The following is a 19,002-nucleotide window of genomic DNA, read 5'->3' on the forward strand; positions in this document are numbered from 1 at the left end:
TTGCGGTATGGATTTACGAGATCAATTGAAGAATCTTTTTCCTGATCATGAAGAGCAGGATTTTGAGATGCCTGAAGAGCAGTTCAAGCAGAAAGAACCTTTGGTGTGCAAATTTGAGAAAAAAGGGAGAAACGGCAAGCCTGTAACGATTGTTGAAGGCTGGGAAGGCAGTGAGGATGACCTGAAAAAAATCTCAAAGAAAATAAAAACCACCCTGGGTATAGGCGGCTCTGAAAAGGATGGAACGATTATCATTCAAGGGGACAACCGTGATAAAATAATGAATATCCTTAAAGAAATGGGATATAAAACCAAACGTGTTGGCGGATAGATCTAGAAATAGATCTGGGTTTCCGGCAGTAAGGTTTTTAAATTTTCAATTGTAGATTTTTCTATAGGATTTCCTGTAAGAATCAAAGTTTTCAGATTTTTCAGCTGTTTGATTTCTACAGGAATATCTTTCAGATTATTGTTGGCCAGATTCATGCTGACAATGTTTTTCAACCCTTTTACTTTGGGTGAGATTTCCGAGATATTATTTCCGCTTACATTCAGAAATTCAAGGTGCTGAGATTTGAAGAGATTTTCCGGAAGCTTGTTGATGGAATTCTGCTGCAGTTCAAGATATTTTAAGTTTTTAGGAAAAGATAAATTTCCAAGGTCATTGATCTGATTATCGGAAAGGTTCAGGAATCTCAGGTTTTTGATCTGATCAAGTTTGTCTGCAATAAAACTGATCTGATTTCCCTGAAGGTTAATTTCTTCCAACGTTGCAATTTCCATAAGCGCTTCGGGAAAGGTATTCAGGTTGTTGGCATCAAAATGCACTACTTTTAAGTTCTGAAGCTTTGCAAGATTAGGATTAATGCTTGTAAGGCTATTCAGATTCATTGAAAAAGAGGTCAGTTTCTTAAGCTTGCTTACCTCATCCGGAATGTATTTAATGCTGTTTTCATTTACATTTAAAATTTCCAGCTCCTTCAATTCAAAGAGTTCCTGATCCATTTTCTCAAGCTTATTAGCCATGATATTCAGAAAAAATAATGAATCCAGCTTCACAATCTGAGGAGGAAGATTAAAAAGACCTTTCTCTCTGAAACTCATACTATAGACTGTTTTTTCACTCTTTAAAGCGTCTTCAATATTGGTAAAAGTGGGATACTTCACCGGATCAATCTGTGCTTTGATCTGAGAAAGTGACAGCAGAGAAATAAGTAAGAAAAGTTTTTTCATAAAAATAAAAGGTCTGCCAGCAACCTAGGCTGCCGACAGACAAGAATTATAAATAATTTATTTCTTTAAAAGTTTAACTGTTTTCTGGAAACCTCCTTCAGCTTCAATATTTAAAACTAAAACACGAGATCCTTCCAACTGTTGTGTAAAGTCAAGATCCAATACTTTGTTAGTTCCGTTGAACTTTTTCGTATAAACGATTTTCCCGTCCATGCTGTAAGCGGTTACAGAAATATCTTTCAATCCTTTTGCTGAATTGATTTTTACGATTCCGGAAGTTGGGTTTGGTGCTACGGTTACTGTATTTTCTGCAGTTTTAGTATCAATAGTTCCTAAAGTCCCTTCAGTTCCAAGGTTATTTTTAAGTGCAATTACGATGGTTGCTGATTTCCCTTTATAATTGATTGTATTTCCTGTAGCATCCACATCTGTAGAGATTGTTGAATCCGGATGCTGAATAGAGAAGAAACCAAATTTATGATCAGGCGTAAATGTAAGTCCTGTAGGTTCTGAACCAGCCGGCATAGAAGCAAATAGTTTTACTTTAGGGTTAGCCTGTGTATGATCCGGAGCAATGACCCAGATATAGTTCTTACCTCCGTCCTGAAGTACCCAAAGGTTTCCAAGTTCATCAAAAGTAAGGTTATCATTTCCGTCTCCCCAAGCTTCAGATTTCATTCCCTGAGCAGTATTGAAAGAATATACAGAAGAACCTCCTCCTACAAATGTCTCTACCTGAGAAGCTGTAGTTCCGTTATCCTGTAAACGGTATACTCTGTCTAATCCTTTAGCTGTAAAATAGATTTTCCCGTCTAATGGACTGATATCCACATCTTCTACTCCATTAAACTTCGTTCCTCCTAATGACAGAGCAAGTGATGCCGTATTGTTCTGGTCTGCTTTTGTTTTATTAGGAACCTGAATCCATGTTGCAGTAGTTCCTACCGGATCTCCCGCAGTTGATAATCCCTGATCCAATTTTAAAACATACAGGTTTCCTGAAGAAAGGTTATTTGGAGTATCCATCACATATTTGTACACCATGTGCGTTCCACCGTCTTCACCAAAATAAGCAGTTGTTCCTGCATTATTCACCACTACATTTTCGTGGTTCATGATTCCCATCTGCCAAAGTTTTCCTTTGGAACCATCAGTATTTTTAGAGATCACCTGAGCTGTTGCAGGATCAATTTCTACCAACCAACCGTAATCTTTGTAGCCATCATTGTTCACATCATTGGAAGTCACAGATTCTTCAGCCGTCACTACCGTTCCCCAAGGGGTAATTCCTCCAGAACAGTTTCTGATGGTTTGTACCAAACTTGGATCTGAGAAACTTACCGCTCTTGACTTTGTTAACTGCCAAAGCTTTGAAATCGCATTATAATTGATTTCTGCCATGGTAACTCCTCCCGGATTCGTTTCATGGTTTACAGAAAGATATCCGTTCGTACTGCTTCCTGCTTTTGCAACATAAGCTGTAAAGTCATTCTGACCTCCCACTAATCCTCCTCCTTCAGTATAATTGTCTCCTTCTTTTAAAATAAGCTGGTATTTGTGTTCTGCAGGGATAATCAGTTTATCGGTCTGTGCCGTAGGTACAATTGAAGTAAAGCAGCTGATATGCGTCCCGTTACAAGTTACAGGAATAGTTGTATTGGCTGTAGTTTTCAGGTATGCATCAATTCTTAAATCTGAACTGGTTGTGCTTCTGTTGTGCAATTCTATAGAAAGTCTGTTGACCCCGTTTACAAATTTTGATTTTGGAATAGAGAAAAGGTTATAAACACTTTCTGCTGCCCCATCAATAGTTGTAGATGAAAAAGTATTGAAAGTAACAGCACCTGCAGGCATATTGTCTCTTACAACTTCCTCTCCGTTAAGGTATACTATAATACCGTCGTCTCTCATTACTCCCAATTCCATATTATCGGAAAGCGTTGAAAAATCTACTGTAAAGTCTTTAGCAAAATAAGCTGTAGTAAGTCCTGAATTGATTGTTGTGGTTACAGGATCTCCATACCCTAACGGACCGTTTCCTACCGCCCATGTTGAAATATCATAGGTTTTGGCATTCCAACCGGCAGGCTGAGCCTGATTGTTATCTTTATAGCTCCATGACGCATTTTTATTGAATATCAATGTCTGCGCCTGAATACCAGAACTGGCCAGTATAGCCAAAGCTCCAACTGTTAGTAGTTTTTTCTTCATTTTTTATTTGATTTATTAGACACTGCAAAACTATTTTTTTAGAGCTTTTCCTCTGTTAATAGGATTTTAAATATAAATCAGCAAATATTAACTTATCAAAAACCTAATGTTAATGGGATTAATTTTTTGTTAAATGATACAGGGTTCGGGGTGAGAGAGTTTGAGGGTTGGAGTGTTGAAGTTGCGGGGTACGAGGTGCGAGTTGTGGAAGTTCTAGATGTTGAGTGGGAGTTTTTGAGGTGAGATATGATTAAATAAAGATAAAAAATAAGCAGCTTGCTTAAAGTTCATCAAATCCCATATTTCTTATAGTCAGCATTAAAATACATCAAAGCCTTCTCATCCTAAACCTCTCCACGACCTGTAATTCACATCCGAATCTCAAGCACTCCAACTCTCTCACCCTCGAACCCTGTAACTCTCACCCCGCCTATTTCGCTTTACTCACATCCGTAAGAGCATTCAGAAAGGCTATGATCTGTTTTATTTCCGTTTCGGTAAGGTTTAATTTATCCGGCGCAAGGGTTTGGTTTTTCATTTTTAATCCTAATCCTTCTCCGCCTCCTTCGTTATAAAAGTCAAGAACTTCTTCTAATGTATTGAAAGCTCCGTTATGAAAGTATGGTTTGGTAAGGGCAATATTTCTCACTGTAACAGTTTTGAAAGAGTAATCATAAATCCATGATTTTTCTTTTTTTACAGGACTGTTTCCTCTTCCCAGATCCTGATCAAGCTCCACAGGAAGTTGTTTGATTGGTCTGGTAGGTATTCCCAGCACTTCAGATTCATTTTCATTAAAAAAAGGCGGCACCAATCCGGAAAAGTGAGGTGTAAAATGGCAGGTTGCACAATTGGCTTTTCCCATAAACAGATTGAACCCTTTTTTCACATCATCGGAAACATTCTTTTCATTTCTCATAAAACGGTCAAAATCGCTGTCAAATGAGTATAATGAAGCTACATAAGAACTTAATGCTTTTGAAAAGTTTTCTTTACTGATCTTTCCATCCTTGAAAGCTACACGGAAAGCCTTTTTATATTCAGGTTTTGTTTTTAGCTTCTGAATAATATTTTCATAGCTTGTATTGAATTCCTGTTCATTATAAATAACGTGTTCTGCCTGCTGTTCCAGATAAAAAGCACGAAGATCATAGAAAAATCTTTTGGCAAAAACAGCATTATACAAAGATGGAGAATTTCTCAAAACCGTTTTTCCTTCTACATTGCTTTGTGATCTGGCTTTAAGATCTGTAAAAGCATTTTCCTGCAGGTGGCAGGTTGCACAGCTCATCTTTTCGTTACCGCTTAAGTTCTGATCATAGAAAATAGATTTTCCAAGGTTTCGGAGTTCCGGATTATCTTCTGAGGATTTCAATAAGGTATAAAAATACGGATCTAAAAAATCACTGCTGAAAAAGTTTTTGTTTCCTACATTCCAACCGGAAAATTCTTTAAGATCATCAGGTCTTCCGTCCCATTTTCCGAGCTCTTCGTACAAAGGCTGTACATATTTTTTATAAAACTCAATTCTGTCAAAAGTTTCAAAATCGGTATTTTTTGAAAGGTAGCTGATTGCTTCTGTTAATATTTGATTAGCCTTACCAGTATTATAATTTTTAAAATAAGGATCGTCATTAATGTATTTCTGCATCCCTGAAAAAGCATGGATTGTTTCCTCGGAAATATTCAATGAACCGGGAGTATCAAAACCCGTAACTCCGAGTGAATAGATCCTGATCAGCTCTACACGTAAAGGTAATGTCTTGTTGTTGCCTTTGCTTAAGCCGTTTTTTAAAGCACTTAGATAAAACCCGGAATAGCTGTTGTATAAAAACGTAGTAATGGTTTTGATCTTTTCTTTCTCATTGGCTGCTTCTTCTGAAAATATAAGTTCATCCAGTACCTGCAGCCCTTCAGGAGGAAGTGTATATGCTGATGTTCCTGCAGCTTCAATATGGAAAAGAGGTGCAGCGTTAAGATGAGTTTTCGTAAATTCAGGATAATGATAAGCCACATAAAATTCTATTTCTTTGAATGAATTTCTTGTACTGCTCAGTGATTTCTGTAATTCTTGTAGAGAAATGCGGTCTTCAGAGAACTTATCAACATCTGATTTCAGCTGTTCAAGCTTGGTTTTAAAGTTGGACAACCCTTTATTGACAAATGTATTTTCGCTTTCTTTTCCTTTATAAACAGGATTAAAAGACATTACTGCAAATCCTATCAAAAGGACGATTACAAGCAGTGGATAAGATCTCATGAATTTTTAGCGGCAAAAGTATCAATCTGATGTTATCTCAGTTTTAATAACAGATTAAATAATGTTTATATTTCTGATATCATATTTTTCACTAATTTTAAACCCCGAAATCAAATTCATTATTCTAAAGGAAACGGTTTTTCGAAATACCGGTAAAAATAATGGTGGGAGATTATTGGGCGAGGATTTTTTTTAATTGAATTCAACACATCAAAAAAACTAAAATAGTATTATGAAAACAAAACTATGGTTTGCTGTTGCAGCAAGTTTCCTTTCTCTGACTGCATTTTCACAGAAAAAAAAGCAACCGGAAAAACAGTCCGGAAAGCCGCAGGAAATGGCTGTATACGCTGAGAAAAAAGGTTCTGATTATTACCTGATCCGCCTTGAAAAAGATAAAGAGATTCCCAATGTTTATGTGTATTCCAACGGTGTCACAAAACCCTATAAAAATTATACGGATCTGAAAGATATTGTAACAGAATTTCCCGGAATGATGACTTCCAACAATTCAACAAAGGAAGAACTTATTTCTATTCTTAAAAAAGACGATCATTTCTACGAAATCACTTCACAGAGAAAAGATCCTAAAAACATTGAAAAAACGGTTGTTACTGTATATGAGGTAATGAATGGCCAGAAAAGGATTGTAGAAGAATACAATGATATCTACGAGGTTATGCCATCTCCTTATAAAGAAGCCATTATGATTAATTAAAAAAACAAAAAATATACATATTATGCTAAACAAACTTGCTGCCTCAGAACTTGTTCTGAATGAAGACGGAAGTGTATACCACCTGAATCTTTTACCTGAAGATATTGCTGACAAAATCATCCTTGTAGGTGATCCTGACCGAGTGGCGAAAGTTTCAAAATACTTTGATACCGTAGAGATCAAAAAAAATAAAAGAGAATTCTATACGCATACAGGAACGCTTCGCGGAGAAAGAATTACCGTAATGTCAACAGGTATCGGAACTGAAAACATCGATATTGTAATGAACGAGCTGGATGCCCTGGTGAATATTGATCTTAAAAATAAAGAATTTAAGACTGAGCACAAAGTTCTTGAACTTTTCCGTATGGGAACTTGTGGAAGTGTAAACCCTGATGTACAGGTTGACAACATGCTGGTAACTCAAAATGTAGTAGGATTAGATGGATTGATGCATTTTTATCAGGATTATAACTTCGAAAATGAATTTTCTAAAAACTTCCTTGAAAAATTCCCTTATGAAAAAATCAAGCCGATGCTTTACTTCTCAGACTGGGCTGAAGAAATGGGTGACTATTACAAAGATGCCAAATACCATGGAAATACTGCAACATTCCCAGGATTCTATGCTCCACAAGGAAGACAGCTTCGTCTGAAAGCAGTAGATGATAAATTCCTGGAAACATTGAATGACCTTGGAATCACCAATTTCGAAATGGAAACCTCTGCCATCTATGCTCTTTCAAAATTATTGGGCCATAAAGCAATTACTGTAAATAACGTTATTGCAAACAGAAGACGCGGTGAGTTCTCTGCAGACCATCATGCTTCTGAGAAAAACCTTATTGATTGGGTATTGGAAAGAATTATTAAGTAATTCATTCTGTTTACGATAAAATAAAAACTCCGGAAATATTTTCCGGAGTTTTTTATGTTTTGGCTAAGACCATTGGAAGGTTTCTATAATGATAAACGGACTGAAGCCCGTTTCTATTGAATCTGAGTTTTGATCCTTTCACAATGAATAGAACTCACCACTCACCTTGTCATTCCGCAGGAATCTAAATACAAAACTTTAAAAATAGCGTAGAGATTCCTGCGGAATGACAGAGGTGTTAAAAGAAATTCTGTAAGTAATAATCAATTAAATACTATAATTAACTATAGATGAAATGTTCGTGGATCCGGATAATGAAATGTATACTCCAGCTCTGAAATCAGTTTTGACGATAAAACCTTCTTCCCTTTTATTTCAAAATGCTCTCCTTCAGGTATATTTTTCTGTGCATTAATCACCTGGCTTTTTGCCGGATGAATCGGAGCCGTTACATTATAGAGTTTTGATTCTGTTTTTCTTTCAATCATTTCTATGATAATGGCACTGATATCAGCATAATGAATATGATTCACTGCAAGGTCCAGATTTCCCACATTATAATTTTTCAGAAGTCTGTTGTCTCCCATCAAGCCTCCTAATCTCAGGATATTAAGCTGCGGATATTTATTTTTAAGCATTCTTTCTCCTGACACACTTTCCAATGGAACATCTTCTTCTGTAAATTCTTTGGGAAGATCTGGGTAAACACCTGTAGAACTCATCAGAAATATCTGTCCTTTAAAGCTTCCGATAAAAACTGACAAATTCTGAATTCTGTTATATAAAGAACTCACACAGCAGCTTTTTTCAGAGACCGGAATGGTAATAATCAAAACATCCATATCTTTAATTTCAGACCATTGGGAAATGGGTTCTGCCAACTGATAATCCGGGAAAGAAGCCACTACAGCATTTATTCCTTTGCTATTCAAATCACTGGCTTTATTTTCTGTTGTTGTCGTTGCAGAGATTGTATATTTTCCGGATAAGGAAGAGGCTATTCTCTTTCCCAACCAGCCATGGCCGATAATTCCTATTTTCTTCATATTTCAGATACAGGTTGAGTTGATAATATTTCGTCTAAAGAATTCTTCAGCTGGCTTTTTACCTCATTGCTCAGATGCATACAGCTCTGAACAGCTTCAGGAATATGCCTCGCTTTATCTTTAAGTTTCGCACCCTCCTTTGTAAGATTGATCAGTACAACTCTTTCATCTTCTGAACTGCGGGTTCGGATAATCAGACCGTTTTTTTCCATACGTTTCAGGAGTGGAGTAAGTGTTCCATTGTCCAGGTGAAGGTGCCCGCCAATCTTTCCGATATTCATTCCGCCGTGTTCCCACAAAACAATCATGACAAGATATTGAGGATAGGTCAATGAAATTTCATCCAAATAGGGTTTATATAAACCTGTGATATACCGGGAAACCGCATAGGTTTTAAAACATAAATGTTCTGATAAAGGGATCATCTTCTTTTTTAATCAACAAAGATAATTTATTTAATTTGTGCACAATATTTTTGTTTAAAATATTTATCAAATAATTGGTGAAGTGAAAAAATTAAATACATTTTATTTCGGATTGTATTTCAGGCTTTGATTATTTGATTATTTTAGCCCAACTAAAAACTAACCCTTAAACATGAAGAACACAAATCGACCTGAAAACAATAAACTTTCAGAACTCTCCATTGAGGAACTTACAAAAGAAGAAAAAAAACGTTCCGCAGCACATATTTCCTTTTGTATTATTATGGGAATACTTGTGGCAGCCTGTATCTATGTAACAATAAAGAAAGGCTTTAATGGCATAACACCGCTTCCTTTGGCTTTTTTCCCACTGTATCTCATCATTAGAAATAGCTGGCAAAATGTCCGCAAGGAAATCCGTTCCCGAAAGCTTCATTAAAAATATCCCTGAATTCTGAATGAAAAACAACTGTTATTTTCTGGTAAGGCAGTCTCTGATGTGGTCATTTACCATTCCGGTAGCCTGCATATGGGCATAAATTACTGTAGAACCAACAAACTTGAACCCTCTTTTTTTAAGTTCTTTTGAAATAAGATCAGAAACTTCTGTTGTAGCAGGAACATCAGCTAAAGTCACAGGACTGTTATCAATTGGTTTCCCGCCCGTAAAGTTCCAGATATAGTTGGAAAAACTCCCGAATTCTTCCTGAATTTCCATAAATCGCTGAGCATTGGTAACTGCTGCCAGAATTTTAAGCCTGTTTCTGATAATTCCTGGATTGTTCATTAATTCTTCGATCTTCTCCTCTGAATAGACTGCTACCTTTTTATAATCAAAATGATCAAAAGCGTCTCTGAAATTCTCTCTTTTAGATAAAATAGTATACCAGCTCAGTCCGGCCTGAAAACTTTCAAGGATCAGGAATTCAAATATTGTTTCATCATCATAGACAGGTCTTCCCCACTCTTCGTCATGATATTTTCTGTAGAGGTCATCTTTTTCACACCATCCGCATCGTATTGTTTCCATAATTATCAAATTTTATCAACTAAATATACTACTGATTTGGAAAAATATAACAAAAGATTATGAAAAGTTTAACAGAGGCATCCTGTTTTAGGAATGGTTATTGTTTAATTACTGATACCTAACCAAATTTATAATATTATGAACAATTCAGAGTATAACAAAGCGGAAAATGCAGTAAATAATGTAGAAAACTCTTTACAGAATGCAGCAGATAAAACCAAATGGAAAATCAATGAATTGGCAGACAAGGCCAAAGATTATATCAATGAGAAGCGGAATAATGATCAGGAGGCCAGCCAGGAAGACTGGCTTGACAGGGTAAAAGCTAATGTATCCGATGCCTGGGAGGATATTAAGGATAAAGCAGATGAGGCATGGGAAAAAACCAAAGATGCGGCAGAGGATGTAAAGGCAGAATGGAATAAGAAAACCAATTAGTATTTCAGTCATATAAATATTTTCAGTAAAATGGAGTCTTAAATTGATAAGGCTCCATTTTTTATTATGTCATAACCACAATTATTGCTACATTTGTATTATAATAAACATTAAAAAATTATGTCATACGGTTTACTTAAAGGCAAAAAGGGAATTATTTTTGGAGCCCTTAATGAACAATCTATCGCATGGAAAGTTGCTGAAAGATGCCATGAAGAAGGTGCTGAATTTATCTTATCCAATGCTCCTATTGCTTTAAGAATGGGAGAACTAAATGGTTTAGCAGAAAAAACAGGTTCTGAAGTAATAGGTGCTGATGCTACTTCTATAGAAGATCTTGAAAAACTTTTTGATGCCGCTGTTGCAAAATTTGGAAAAATTGACTTTATCCTTCACTCTATCGGAATGTCTATCAACGTAAGAAAAGGAAAACATTATACAGAAATGAACTACGACTGGTTGGAAAAAGGCTGGGATATTTCCGCTGTTTCTTTCCATAAAGTAATGCGTGTAGCATGGGAAAAAGATTGTATGAACGAATGGGGAAGTATTTTGGCGCTTACTTATATCGCGGCTCAGAGAACATTCCCGGATTATAATGATATGTCTGATAACAAAGCTTATCTTGAAAGCATTGCAAGAACTTTCGGAAACTATTGGGGAGAAAGAAAAGTACGTGTAAATACAGTTTCTCAGTCTCCTACAATGACTACTGCGGGTAGCGGAGTGAAAGGTTTCGGAGGATTCCTTGGATATGCAGAAGATATGTCTCCACTAGGAAACGCTACAGCTCTTGAATGTGCTGACTACTGTGTAACTTTATTCTCTGATCTTACTAAAAAAGTAACCATGCAGAACCTATTCCATGACGGAGGTTTCAGCAGCTCAGGGGTTACTCAGAGAGTGATCAGTAAATATGATACTGAATAATAAAAAATAACGAACTGATAAAGTTTCGTTTACCATAAAAGAAAACCCATGAAACGGATTCATGGGTTTTCTTTTTTCTATTATCCGGCACCTCATCCATTTTCATTTGGAATCAAATAGAAAAGTTTTTCAAATAGAAAAATTCAGTAATTAATTTGAATGAATAAGCTGTATAAAATAAACCCGGCGGCCTCGAAGAGGCCGCCGGATCTGTCAAAAATAATATTAATATGATATTATAAAATTACGGTCTGTATAGAGTGTGCAGGAGCATTCAGTTTGGCAGCCATTCCTTCAATCCATAGGTTTGTTTCAATATCATTGTCTGAATCATTCATAATAACAGTTACCAATTGTCCGTTTTCATTCATAAAAGCAGAAGATGTAAGCGCGGCTCTGTTGGATGAGCTGCCGATTCTCTGAGCATTCGGCTTGATATATTTTGAAACGTGGCCTATATAATAGTATTCATAGGTATAGAACACCTCTCCTGTTTTGGTATCTGCAATAATCGGGGCAAAACAGAAATTTCCTTTATGATTAGGTCCTCCGGTTTCATCCAATAGAATATTCCAGTCGGTCCATAAAGCATTTCCTTTGTTGAAATCATTCAGCATATTTTTGCTGTACAGTTCCCCCAGACTTACATCATAGATCTTATCCATACTGAACTGTTCTTTACACCCTTCAGTGAATGCCAGAAATTTATCCGGAAAAGCTCTGTGAGTTTCTGCTAAATTATCAAAAAGCTGCGTTTTATTATTCCATGTTTCATACCAGTGGTATCCGATTCCGCTAGCATATTTTGATGTTTCGGGATCACTTAAAGTGGTGGTTGCTCTTTGGTAAATAAGGTCTCTGTTGTGATCCCAGATCATTACTTTTTTATCTTTATATCCATTCTTCCAAAGCGTTGGTCCAAGGTTCTTTTTCAGGAATTCTCCTTCTTCTTCGGCAGTATAGATGCATGATTCCCAGCTTTGGGTAGCCATGGGTTCGTTTTGAACAGTCAGCCCCCAGATATTAATTCCTCTCTTTTCGTATTCTTTGATGAATTTGATATAATAATCTGCCCACGTCTGGTAGTATTGATTTTCCAATCTTCCGCCTTTATACAAGCTTTTATTTGACTTCATCCAGGCTGGCGGACTCCATGGGGAGAAATAAAATGTGAAATTATTTCCGATCGCTTTCTGGGCTTCTTTGATCATCGGAATTTTATACTTCTCATCATGAGCAACGTTGAACGTTTTCAGAGAAGTGTCATTATCTTCTACATAAGTGTAAGAATCACTGGAGAAGTCACAGGAATTCATATTGGTACGTACTACCGTATAGCCCAACCCATTTTTGCCAAAGTAAGCATCCAGGATTTCCTTCTGTTTATTTTTTGGCATTTTATAAAAAGTCTCTGCAGATGCATCTGTGATAGCCCCGCCAATTCCTATAAGTTTCTGATATTTAAAATGGGGAGCCACAAAAATACAGGCTTCTGTTTCTTTGGGTTGTCCAAATTGTTCAAATTTAACGGCTCCTTTATCCACCATCTTCTCATCCGCTTTCGAGTTAGTAAGGATCACCTTAGCTGTTTTTCCTGCATTCTTTTTCCAATAATTCTGCGCACTGACATTGATGACAACGCCTACAACAAAACAACTTACAATTAGTTTTCTCATGATTTTTTTTCTGTTTTTGGACCTCTTGTCCTCATTTTCATTATTTATTTTGATAGACTCTCACGTAGTCTATGTAATACTTCTGTGGAAAAATAGTATCATCAATCCCTTCTTTTCCACCCCAAAATCCTCCTACAGCAAGATTTAGAATGATAAAATAAGGTCTGTCAAAAGGCCATGCCTCATTATTTTTCTCTTTATTTTCATAGGTGAAAAATTTCTGGTCATCTATGTAAACGTCAATCTTTTCCGGGGTCCAGTCTGCTTTATAGACATGGAATTTTTCGCTGGCATCCTTTACAAACAAAGTATCTGTTTTCTGTGTTCCCTGGATATGATTATATTTTTTAGTATGGACAGAAGCATGGATAAATCCCTGGTTATAACCAACATGCTCCATAATATCCAATTCACCGTCATCCGGCCATTTTTTCATATTCTCACTCATCATCCAGATTGCCGGCCAGGTTCCTCGACCTTTGGGAAGCTTTGCTCTTACTTCTATGGTTCCATATTGAAAAGCAAATTTTCCTTTGGTTAAAAGTCTTGCGGAAGTATATTTTTTGTTTTCCCAGTTTTCTTTTTTAGCCTCAATAATCAGATTTCCTTTTTCCATTCTGGCATTTTCAAGCCTGTTTTTGGTATAAAACTGAGCTTCTTCATTTCCAAAACCGCTTCCTCCGGTATCATAATTCCATTTTAATGAATCCGGAAGACCTTTACCATTAAATTCATCATTCCAGATCATGGTTCTGTGAGAATCAGGTTTATGGGAAACACAATTCAAAACAGAAAAGAAGAAAGCTCCTGCTGCACATATTTTGATGATATTTTTAGCTTTGAAATTCATGTGTATTAGGTTTTAAGTTTTGGCTAAAGCCATTTTTCTGACGTTTTAATGAGCGGGTTAAAACCCGTTCCTATTGAATTGAATTTTATTTCGTCCAGTTAATTCTTTTGGTCTGCACATGTTGAGAATTGGTTCCAATCATAATATCGAATTCTCCACCTTCCCAGTCAAAATTCAGATTATCATCAAAGAATTTCAGATCTTCCGGGGTAAGCTTAAAATCTATCTTTTTACTTTCTCCTTTTTTGATGAATACTTTCTGGAATCCTTTCAACTCTTTTACCGGTCTTACTACTTTCCCGAAAAGATCTCTGATATAAAGCTGAACAACCTCTTCACCATCATATTTTCCTGTGTTGGAAATGGTAACACTAATATTCAGGGTCTGATTTCCTGTAAGGCTTGCAGAGCTTAAAACCATATCAGAATATTTGAAATCTGTATAGCTTAAGCCATATCCAAACGGATATTTCGGATCATTATCAAGGTCTATATATGCGGAAACATAGTTTCTGTCTGTATTATTTTTTGCCGGTCTTCCTGTATTATAATGATTGTAATACACGGGAATCTGGCCTTCTGTTCTCGGAAAGCTCATTGGAAGTTTCCCACCTGGATTCACAGTACCGAAAAGAACATCTGCAATAGAGTTTCCTGCTTCAGTTCCCAACCACCATGTGTACATGATTGCAGGAATATTGTCTGATGCCCAGTTGAAAATCAGAGGTCTTCCGGCATTGATCATCAGAATAATTGGCTTACCTGTTTTGGCAATTTCTTTCAACAAATCTTCCTGAACGCCTGTAAACCCAATATTACTTCTGCTTTTTGCTTCTCCGCTCATCGCGTGACCTTCTCCCAATGTCATAATAACAACATCAGCTTTTTTTGCCGTTTCAACGGCTTCCGCAAACTGGCTTTTATCCTGATCATCAACGTTACAGCCTTTAGCATATAATAAAGTAGAGTTTTTATCCAGTTGATTTTTAATTCCCTCAAATTGTGAAACGATTCTTTGATTATCGTCTTTGAATGCAATAGACCAGAATCCGTGATTTGCCACTGTTTCTTTACCGAAAGGTCCGATCAGGGCAACTGTTTTTACCGTTTTTGAGAGGGGAAGAATATTTCCCTGATTTTTAAGAAGAACAATACTTTTTGATCCGAATTCTCTTCCGAATTTTCTGTTCTCCTGATTATCGGTCTGTTCTTTCTGCCTCTTTTCATTACTGAATCGGTAAGGATCATCGAAAAGGCCCATTTCAAATTTTTTGGTTAAAATTCTTCCCGTTGCATCATCTACCAGTTTTGGATCTACTTTCCCTTCTTTCACCAGCTTTGGAAGTTCTGCCATATAGACACGGCTTTCCATATCCATATCACTTCCTCCTTGTATTGCTCTTTCTGCGGCTTCGTTAGCATCTTTGGCATAACCGTGAGGAACCATTTCTCCAATACTTCCCCAATCTGAAACCACAAAACCTTTATAGTTCCATTTTCCTTTTAGCAGATCTCTCTGAATATATTTGTTGGCCGTGGCCGGAATTCCGTTGATATCATTGAAAGAGTTCATAAAAGTAGCTACTCCTGCTTCTGCTGCGGCTTTGAATGGTGGAAGGTAAGTTTCATTCAACTGTCTGAGACTCATATCTACGGAATTATAATCTCTTCCTCCTACAGCCGCACCATATGCTGCGAAATGCTTTGCACAGGCCATTACCGCATCAAGACTTCCTAAACCTCTGCCCTGAAATCCTTTGATTCTTGCTAATCCTATTTTTGTTCCAAGGTAGGTATCTTCCCCGGAACCTTCCATTACTCTTCCCCATCTGGGATCTCTGGCAATATCCACCATTGGAGCAAAAGTCCAGTGAATACCATAAGCAGCAGCTTCTGTTGCAGCAATTCTTTCCGATTTTTCTATCATTCCCAGATCCCAGCTTGCCGCCTGTCCCAGGTTCACCGGAAATGTGGTACGATATCCATGGATAACGTCCTGCCCGAACAATAAAGGAATTTTCAGCCTTGACTGCATCGCCAGTTTTTGAAAAGCTCTGGTTTCTTCAGAGCCTGCCACATTCAGCATAGAACCTACTTTACCTTTTTTAATTTCTTCTAAAACGGCTGCTGAATTAGATTTCTGCGGCCCTGTAGCGTATTCAAACCCACTGTACTGGACCATCTGCCCTACTTTTTCTTCAAGGGTCATTTTAGACAGCAATTCTGCTACTTTCTGATCAATTGTCTTTTGTCCGTAAGCATTCAATCCCAATGCGGAAAATGCCAGTAAGAAATAAACTCTTTTCATAGTATCAAATTAAAAAATATAGGTTGCTGTAGAACGTCCTGAAATTGTTACAGCAGCGGTTTTCCCGGCAAATTTAATATTAAAATTCTCATCTGAAGGGCTATCGTTCTGCACAATTAAAACTATTTTCCCAAATTGAGTCTTAAAAGCCGCAGTTGAAAGCTTATCCGTCTGTGTGGACGCAATACGCTGAGATCCTGCCGGAACAAATTTCGAAGCATGGGCAATAATATAGTAGGAAACATTTCTTGTGAAGTTTTCGCTGTCGGAAACTGTAATGGCTCCTTTACATTCTGTACACCCGCCTTCTGTATGTGGGGCAAATTTTGGATCGTTGGCAAGATTCCATTCTAAAGCAATTTTGCTCCAGTTTCTCATAGAACCTATGATTACATTTTTGGTGTGCCAGTTCAGATCTTCGGTAAAAGTTCCTTTTGAACCGGTCCACTGCTCGGTAAAGTATATGTTTTTATCCGGAAAAGCATTATGTACTGTACTTAATGCAGAAATATCTCCTTCATACAGATGAAAAGCAGATCCGTCTATATACTGATTAGCTTCAGAATCTTTTAAAATATCAATAGCATATTCAGGTTTGTTGCAATTGTGATCGTAGACAACAATTTTGGTGGTGACTCCATTGGTTTTAAAAACCGGACCAAGATGGTTCTTAATGAAATCTCCCTGTTGCTTAGACGGCATATACAAACTCGGGTTATTTCCCGGATGTAGAGGTTCATTCTGAGGGGTTACTGCATCAATGGTAATACCCTCCTTTTTCATTCCCTGGATATATTTTACAAAATATTGGGCATATGTTCCATAAAATTCGGGTTTCAGACTTCCTCCTTTTGACTTCCCATTGTCTTTCATCCATACCGGAGCTGACCACGGTGCAGCAATGATTTTAATAGAAGGATTGATCGTCAGAATTTCTTTCAGCATAGCAATTAACACTTTATCTTTTGCCAGGCTGAAATTTGAAAGAGAGGGATCAGTCTGTCCTTCAGGCAGATCATCGTATGAAAATACTTCGCCATCAAGATCGGAAGCACCAATACTAAGTCTTAAATAGCTGATGGAGATTGAATTTTTATCCTTTCCAAAGAGTTCGTTAAGCAGCGCTTTTCTTTTGGAAGGCGACAATCTGTTGATTACCTCAACACTTCCTCCTGTTAGTGTATATCCAAAACCATCAACATATTGAAACTTTTGAGAATCATCAATTTCAATATTCTGGAAGCTATTGGTGTTATTTACAAATTTAACCGAAGTCTGCTGCTGTAATTTTACACTTTCATCACCTTTTGTAAGCCAGTACTGCACTTCATTTCCCTTATTGGATGCTACTGAAGTACACGACAAAGAAAAAAGGGCCACACCACTAAGTAGTGCGGCACCTCTAAAGAAACTATATAAGTTGTGAAACTTCATGTGTTAGTAACCAGGATTTTGTTTTAAAGCTGTATTCGGCAATTCATTGAAAGGAATTGGAAGAATTTCATTTTTATTGGCTTTAAACCCTTTGAAGGCAAGCTTAGAAGGAGCATCTCCCCATCTGACAAGATCAAACCATCTGTGTCCTTCTCCTGCGAGCTCTCTTCTTCTTTCATCTTTAATAGCCTGTAAAGAAACCGGAACCGATGGTAAGCCTACTCTTGTTCTTACGGCATCTAATAAAGCCTGGGCTCTTGCCCCTGCACCACCTAAAGCTTCTGCTTCCATCAGATAAGTATCTGCTAATCTTATAGCAATATAATTCTGTCTGAAATTCAGTTCAGCCGGACCTGGAAGTGAGCTTTTTAAAGCATTCGTAGGTAAATATTTATTAAGGAAATATCCTGTATCTGCAAAAGCAGGAGCATAAGTGACTTTACCTTCTGTCACCAGTTTTTTTGCATTGAAAACCGTTACATCCAGTCTTGGATCTCCCTGCATAAAACTTACAAAATTCTCTGTTACAGTATTAAATGCCCAGCCTGAATAGATATCTGGTGCATTATTACCCGGGACATTTTTCAGTGAGTAAGAACGAGGGCCAACCATTACATTGATGGAGTTTCCTTCATCTTTTCCCTGTCCCCAGAACCCCCAGTCGGAACTTCCTTTGTTGGTATGCATTATTTCAAGAATAGATTCTGATAAGAATTTGTATTTATTCGGATCCTGATCAGTTTCCAGAGCAACTTTAAATAAATCTGCATAATCTGCCACAAGCTTGTATCCATACTGGCTGGTTCCTCCCGGTGTGCCATTTACTTCGGCAAACTGAGCCGCTGCTTGAGGCATTTTTTTATCATAAAGATAAATTTTACCCAATATAGCTCTGGCCGTTCCCTGAGTGATCCGCCCCTTATCACTGATACTAGGTGTCATCATCAGGTCCGGAATAGCAGCAAGTATATCACTTTCTATCTGCGTATAAACATCACTAGGCTTAGCCTGTGGAATATTCCAGTAATCGTCATCAAACTTTATGGTTTTAAGAATTAAAGGAATATTTCCAAACATTCTTAATAATTCAAAATAATATAGAGAACGGAGAACTTTGGCTTCTGCAATATATCTCTTTTTAAGATCTTCATTCATATTTGCTCCCGGAACTCTTTCTATTAGGAGGTTCGCACGTGCAATTCCCTGGTAATAATCTTTCCAGTAGCTGGCAGGCATTGTATTCGGGTTAATCATATAATTGTTCAATCCCTGGATACCCGCACCATCATTTGAGCTTCCACCACCGGAATAAAAGTCATCAGATCCTGCATTAAAGAAGGTAACTGTGTTCTCGAATCCGCTGGAATATTTTCTTAAAACATCATATACGGAAATCAGTGCACTAAAAGACTGCTGCTCATTCTGAAAATACAGATCAGTATTAAAAGATCCTGAATTCTGTACATCATCCAGATAGGAATCACTACAACCTATATTGGTAAAACTAAGACCTGTCAGAAACGCAACGGCAAGTCCTTTATATATAAAATTCTTATTTTTCATTTT

At 37.1% G+C, this 19,002-nt stretch carries 17 protein-coding genes; 6 read left to right on the top strand and 11 right to left on the bottom strand.

Going from position 1 to position 19,002, the window contains the following annotated elements:
• The first annotated feature begins 7 nt into the window (after positions 1 to 7).
• Complete coding sequence (locus SFA27_RS12660; protein ID WP_047375296.1) at positions 8 to 331, top strand: translation initiation factor; 324 nt, start codon at positions 8 to 10, stop codon at positions 329 to 331.
• 2 nt (positions 332 to 333) lie between these two features.
• On the opposite strand, the gene SFA27_RS12665 is transcribed toward SFA27_RS12660, so the two are convergent.
• The 3 genes from SFA27_RS12665 to SFA27_RS12675 all read right to left on the bottom strand — a co-directional run bounded on the left by SFA27_RS12665 (position 334) and on the right by SFA27_RS12675 (position 5,704).
• Entirely contained in the window at positions 334 to 1,233 is a 900-nt protein-coding gene (locus SFA27_RS12665; RefSeq protein WP_407292448.1) for a leucine-rich repeat domain-containing protein, read from the bottom strand.
• 57 nt (positions 1,234 to 1,290) lie between these two features.
• Positions 1,291 to 3,444 (bottom strand): alkaline phosphatase PhoX, encoded by a 2,154-nt coding sequence (locus tag SFA27_RS12670; RefSeq protein ID WP_407292451.1) that lies wholly within the window; start codon positions 3,442 to 3,444, stop codon positions 1,291 to 1,293.
• A gap of 430 nt (positions 3,445 to 3,874) precedes the next feature.
• Positions 3,875 to 5,704 carry a cytochrome-c peroxidase gene (locus SFA27_RS12675; RefSeq protein WP_407292454.1) on the bottom strand — a complete coding sequence of 610 codons (1,830 nt, stop codon included), beginning with the start codon at positions 5,702 to 5,704 and terminating at the stop codon, positions 3,875 to 3,877.
• Between the two features lie 232 nt (positions 5,705 to 5,936).
• Between SFA27_RS12675 and SFA27_RS12680 the strand changes: the two genes are divergently transcribed.
• A complete protein-coding gene (locus tag SFA27_RS12680) occupies positions 5,937 to 6,422 on the top strand; it encodes a hypothetical protein (protein ID WP_407292456.1) in 486 nt (161 codons plus the stop codon).
• Between the two features lie 22 nt (positions 6,423 to 6,444).
• The gene (locus SFA27_RS12685) at positions 6,445 to 7,299 is read left to right on the top strand and encodes a nucleoside phosphorylase (protein WP_407292459.1); all 855 of its coding nucleotides are present in this window, start codon (positions 6,445 to 6,447) and stop codon (positions 7,297 to 7,299) included.
• Positions 7,300 to 7,583: 284 nt separating this feature from the next.
• On the opposite strand, the gene SFA27_RS12690 is transcribed toward SFA27_RS12685, so the two are convergent.
• A complete protein-coding gene (locus SFA27_RS12690; RefSeq protein WP_407292462.1) occupies positions 7,584 to 8,345 on the bottom strand; it encodes a hypothetical protein in 762 nt (253 codons plus the stop codon).
• Complete coding sequence (locus tag SFA27_RS12695; protein ID WP_047375312.1) at positions 8,342 to 8,770, bottom strand: MarR family winged helix-turn-helix transcriptional regulator; 429 nt, start codon at positions 8,768 to 8,770, stop codon at positions 8,342 to 8,344. Before SFA27_RS12695 ends, SFA27_RS12690 begins: the two co-directional genes overlap by 4 nt.
• A gap of 172 nt (positions 8,771 to 8,942) precedes the next feature.
• On the opposite strand from SFA27_RS12695, the gene SFA27_RS12700 reads away from it, so the two are divergent.
• Positions 8,943 to 9,209, top strand: coding sequence for a hypothetical protein (locus SFA27_RS12700; RefSeq protein WP_047375314.1), 267 nt, complete (start codon positions 8,943 to 8,945; stop codon positions 9,207 to 9,209).
• A 33-nt stretch (positions 9,210 to 9,242) separates the two neighbouring features.
• Here the strand turns inward: SFA27_RS12700 and SFA27_RS12705 are convergent, their stop codons facing one another.
• The gene (locus tag SFA27_RS12705) at positions 9,243 to 9,800 is read right to left on the bottom strand and encodes a DNA-3-methyladenine glycosylase I (RefSeq protein WP_407292467.1); all 558 of its coding nucleotides are present in this window, start codon (positions 9,798 to 9,800) and stop codon (positions 9,243 to 9,245) included.
• Between the two features lie 138 nt (positions 9,801 to 9,938).
• Here SFA27_RS12705 and SFA27_RS12710 point away from each other — a divergent pair, with 138 nt between their 5' ends.
• Together SFA27_RS12710 and SFA27_RS12715 are read left to right on the top strand one after the other, a co-directional pair.
• The gene (locus SFA27_RS12710; RefSeq protein ID WP_047375318.1) at positions 9,939 to 10,238 is read left to right on the top strand and encodes a hypothetical protein; all 300 of its coding nucleotides are present in this window, start codon (positions 9,939 to 9,941) and stop codon (positions 10,236 to 10,238) included.
• A 120-nt stretch (positions 10,239 to 10,358) separates the two neighbouring features.
• A complete protein-coding gene (locus SFA27_RS12715; protein ID WP_047375319.1) occupies positions 10,359 to 11,168 on the top strand; it encodes an enoyl-ACP reductase in 810 nt (269 codons plus the stop codon).
• Between the two features lie 236 nt (positions 11,169 to 11,404).
• Here SFA27_RS12715 and SFA27_RS12720 read toward each other — a convergent pair whose 3' ends face one another.
• The 5 genes from SFA27_RS12720 to SFA27_RS12740 all read right to left on the bottom strand — a co-directional run bounded on the left by SFA27_RS12720 (position 11,405) and on the right by SFA27_RS12740 (position 18,999).
• The gene (locus tag SFA27_RS12720; protein ID WP_264518114.1) at positions 11,405 to 12,844 is read right to left on the bottom strand and encodes a glycoside hydrolase family 30 beta sandwich domain-containing protein; all 1,440 of its coding nucleotides are present in this window, start codon (positions 12,842 to 12,844) and stop codon (positions 11,405 to 11,407) included.
• 40 nt (positions 12,845 to 12,884) lie between these two features.
• Positions 12,885 to 13,694 (bottom strand): family 16 glycosylhydrolase, encoded by an 810-nt coding sequence (locus SFA27_RS12725; RefSeq protein ID WP_407292470.1) that lies wholly within the window; start codon positions 13,692 to 13,694, stop codon positions 12,885 to 12,887.
• 85 nt (positions 13,695 to 13,779) lie between these two features.
• Positions 13,780 to 16,002 carry a beta-glucosidase BglX gene (bglX, locus tag SFA27_RS12730; RefSeq protein WP_407292472.1) on the bottom strand — a complete coding sequence of 741 codons (2,223 nt, stop codon included), beginning with the start codon at positions 16,000 to 16,002 and terminating at the stop codon, positions 13,780 to 13,782.
• A 9-nt stretch (positions 16,003 to 16,011) separates the two neighbouring features.
• Entirely contained in the window at positions 16,012 to 17,436 is a 1,425-nt protein-coding gene (locus SFA27_RS12735; RefSeq protein ID WP_407292475.1) for a glycoside hydrolase family 30 protein, read from the bottom strand.
• A gap of 3 nt (positions 17,437 to 17,439) precedes the next feature.
• Positions 17,440 to 18,999, bottom strand: a complete 1,560-nt coding sequence (locus SFA27_RS12740; RefSeq protein WP_047375820.1) for a RagB/SusD family nutrient uptake outer membrane protein — start codon at positions 18,997 to 18,999, stop codon at positions 17,440 to 17,442.
• Between the last annotated feature and the right edge of the window lie 3 nt (positions 19,000 to 19,002).

This window comes from Chryseobacterium sp. HR92 (assembly GCF_045689405.1).
GTDB lineage: Bacteria > Bacteroidota > Bacteroidia > Flavobacteriales > Weeksellaceae > Chryseobacterium > Chryseobacterium viscerum_A.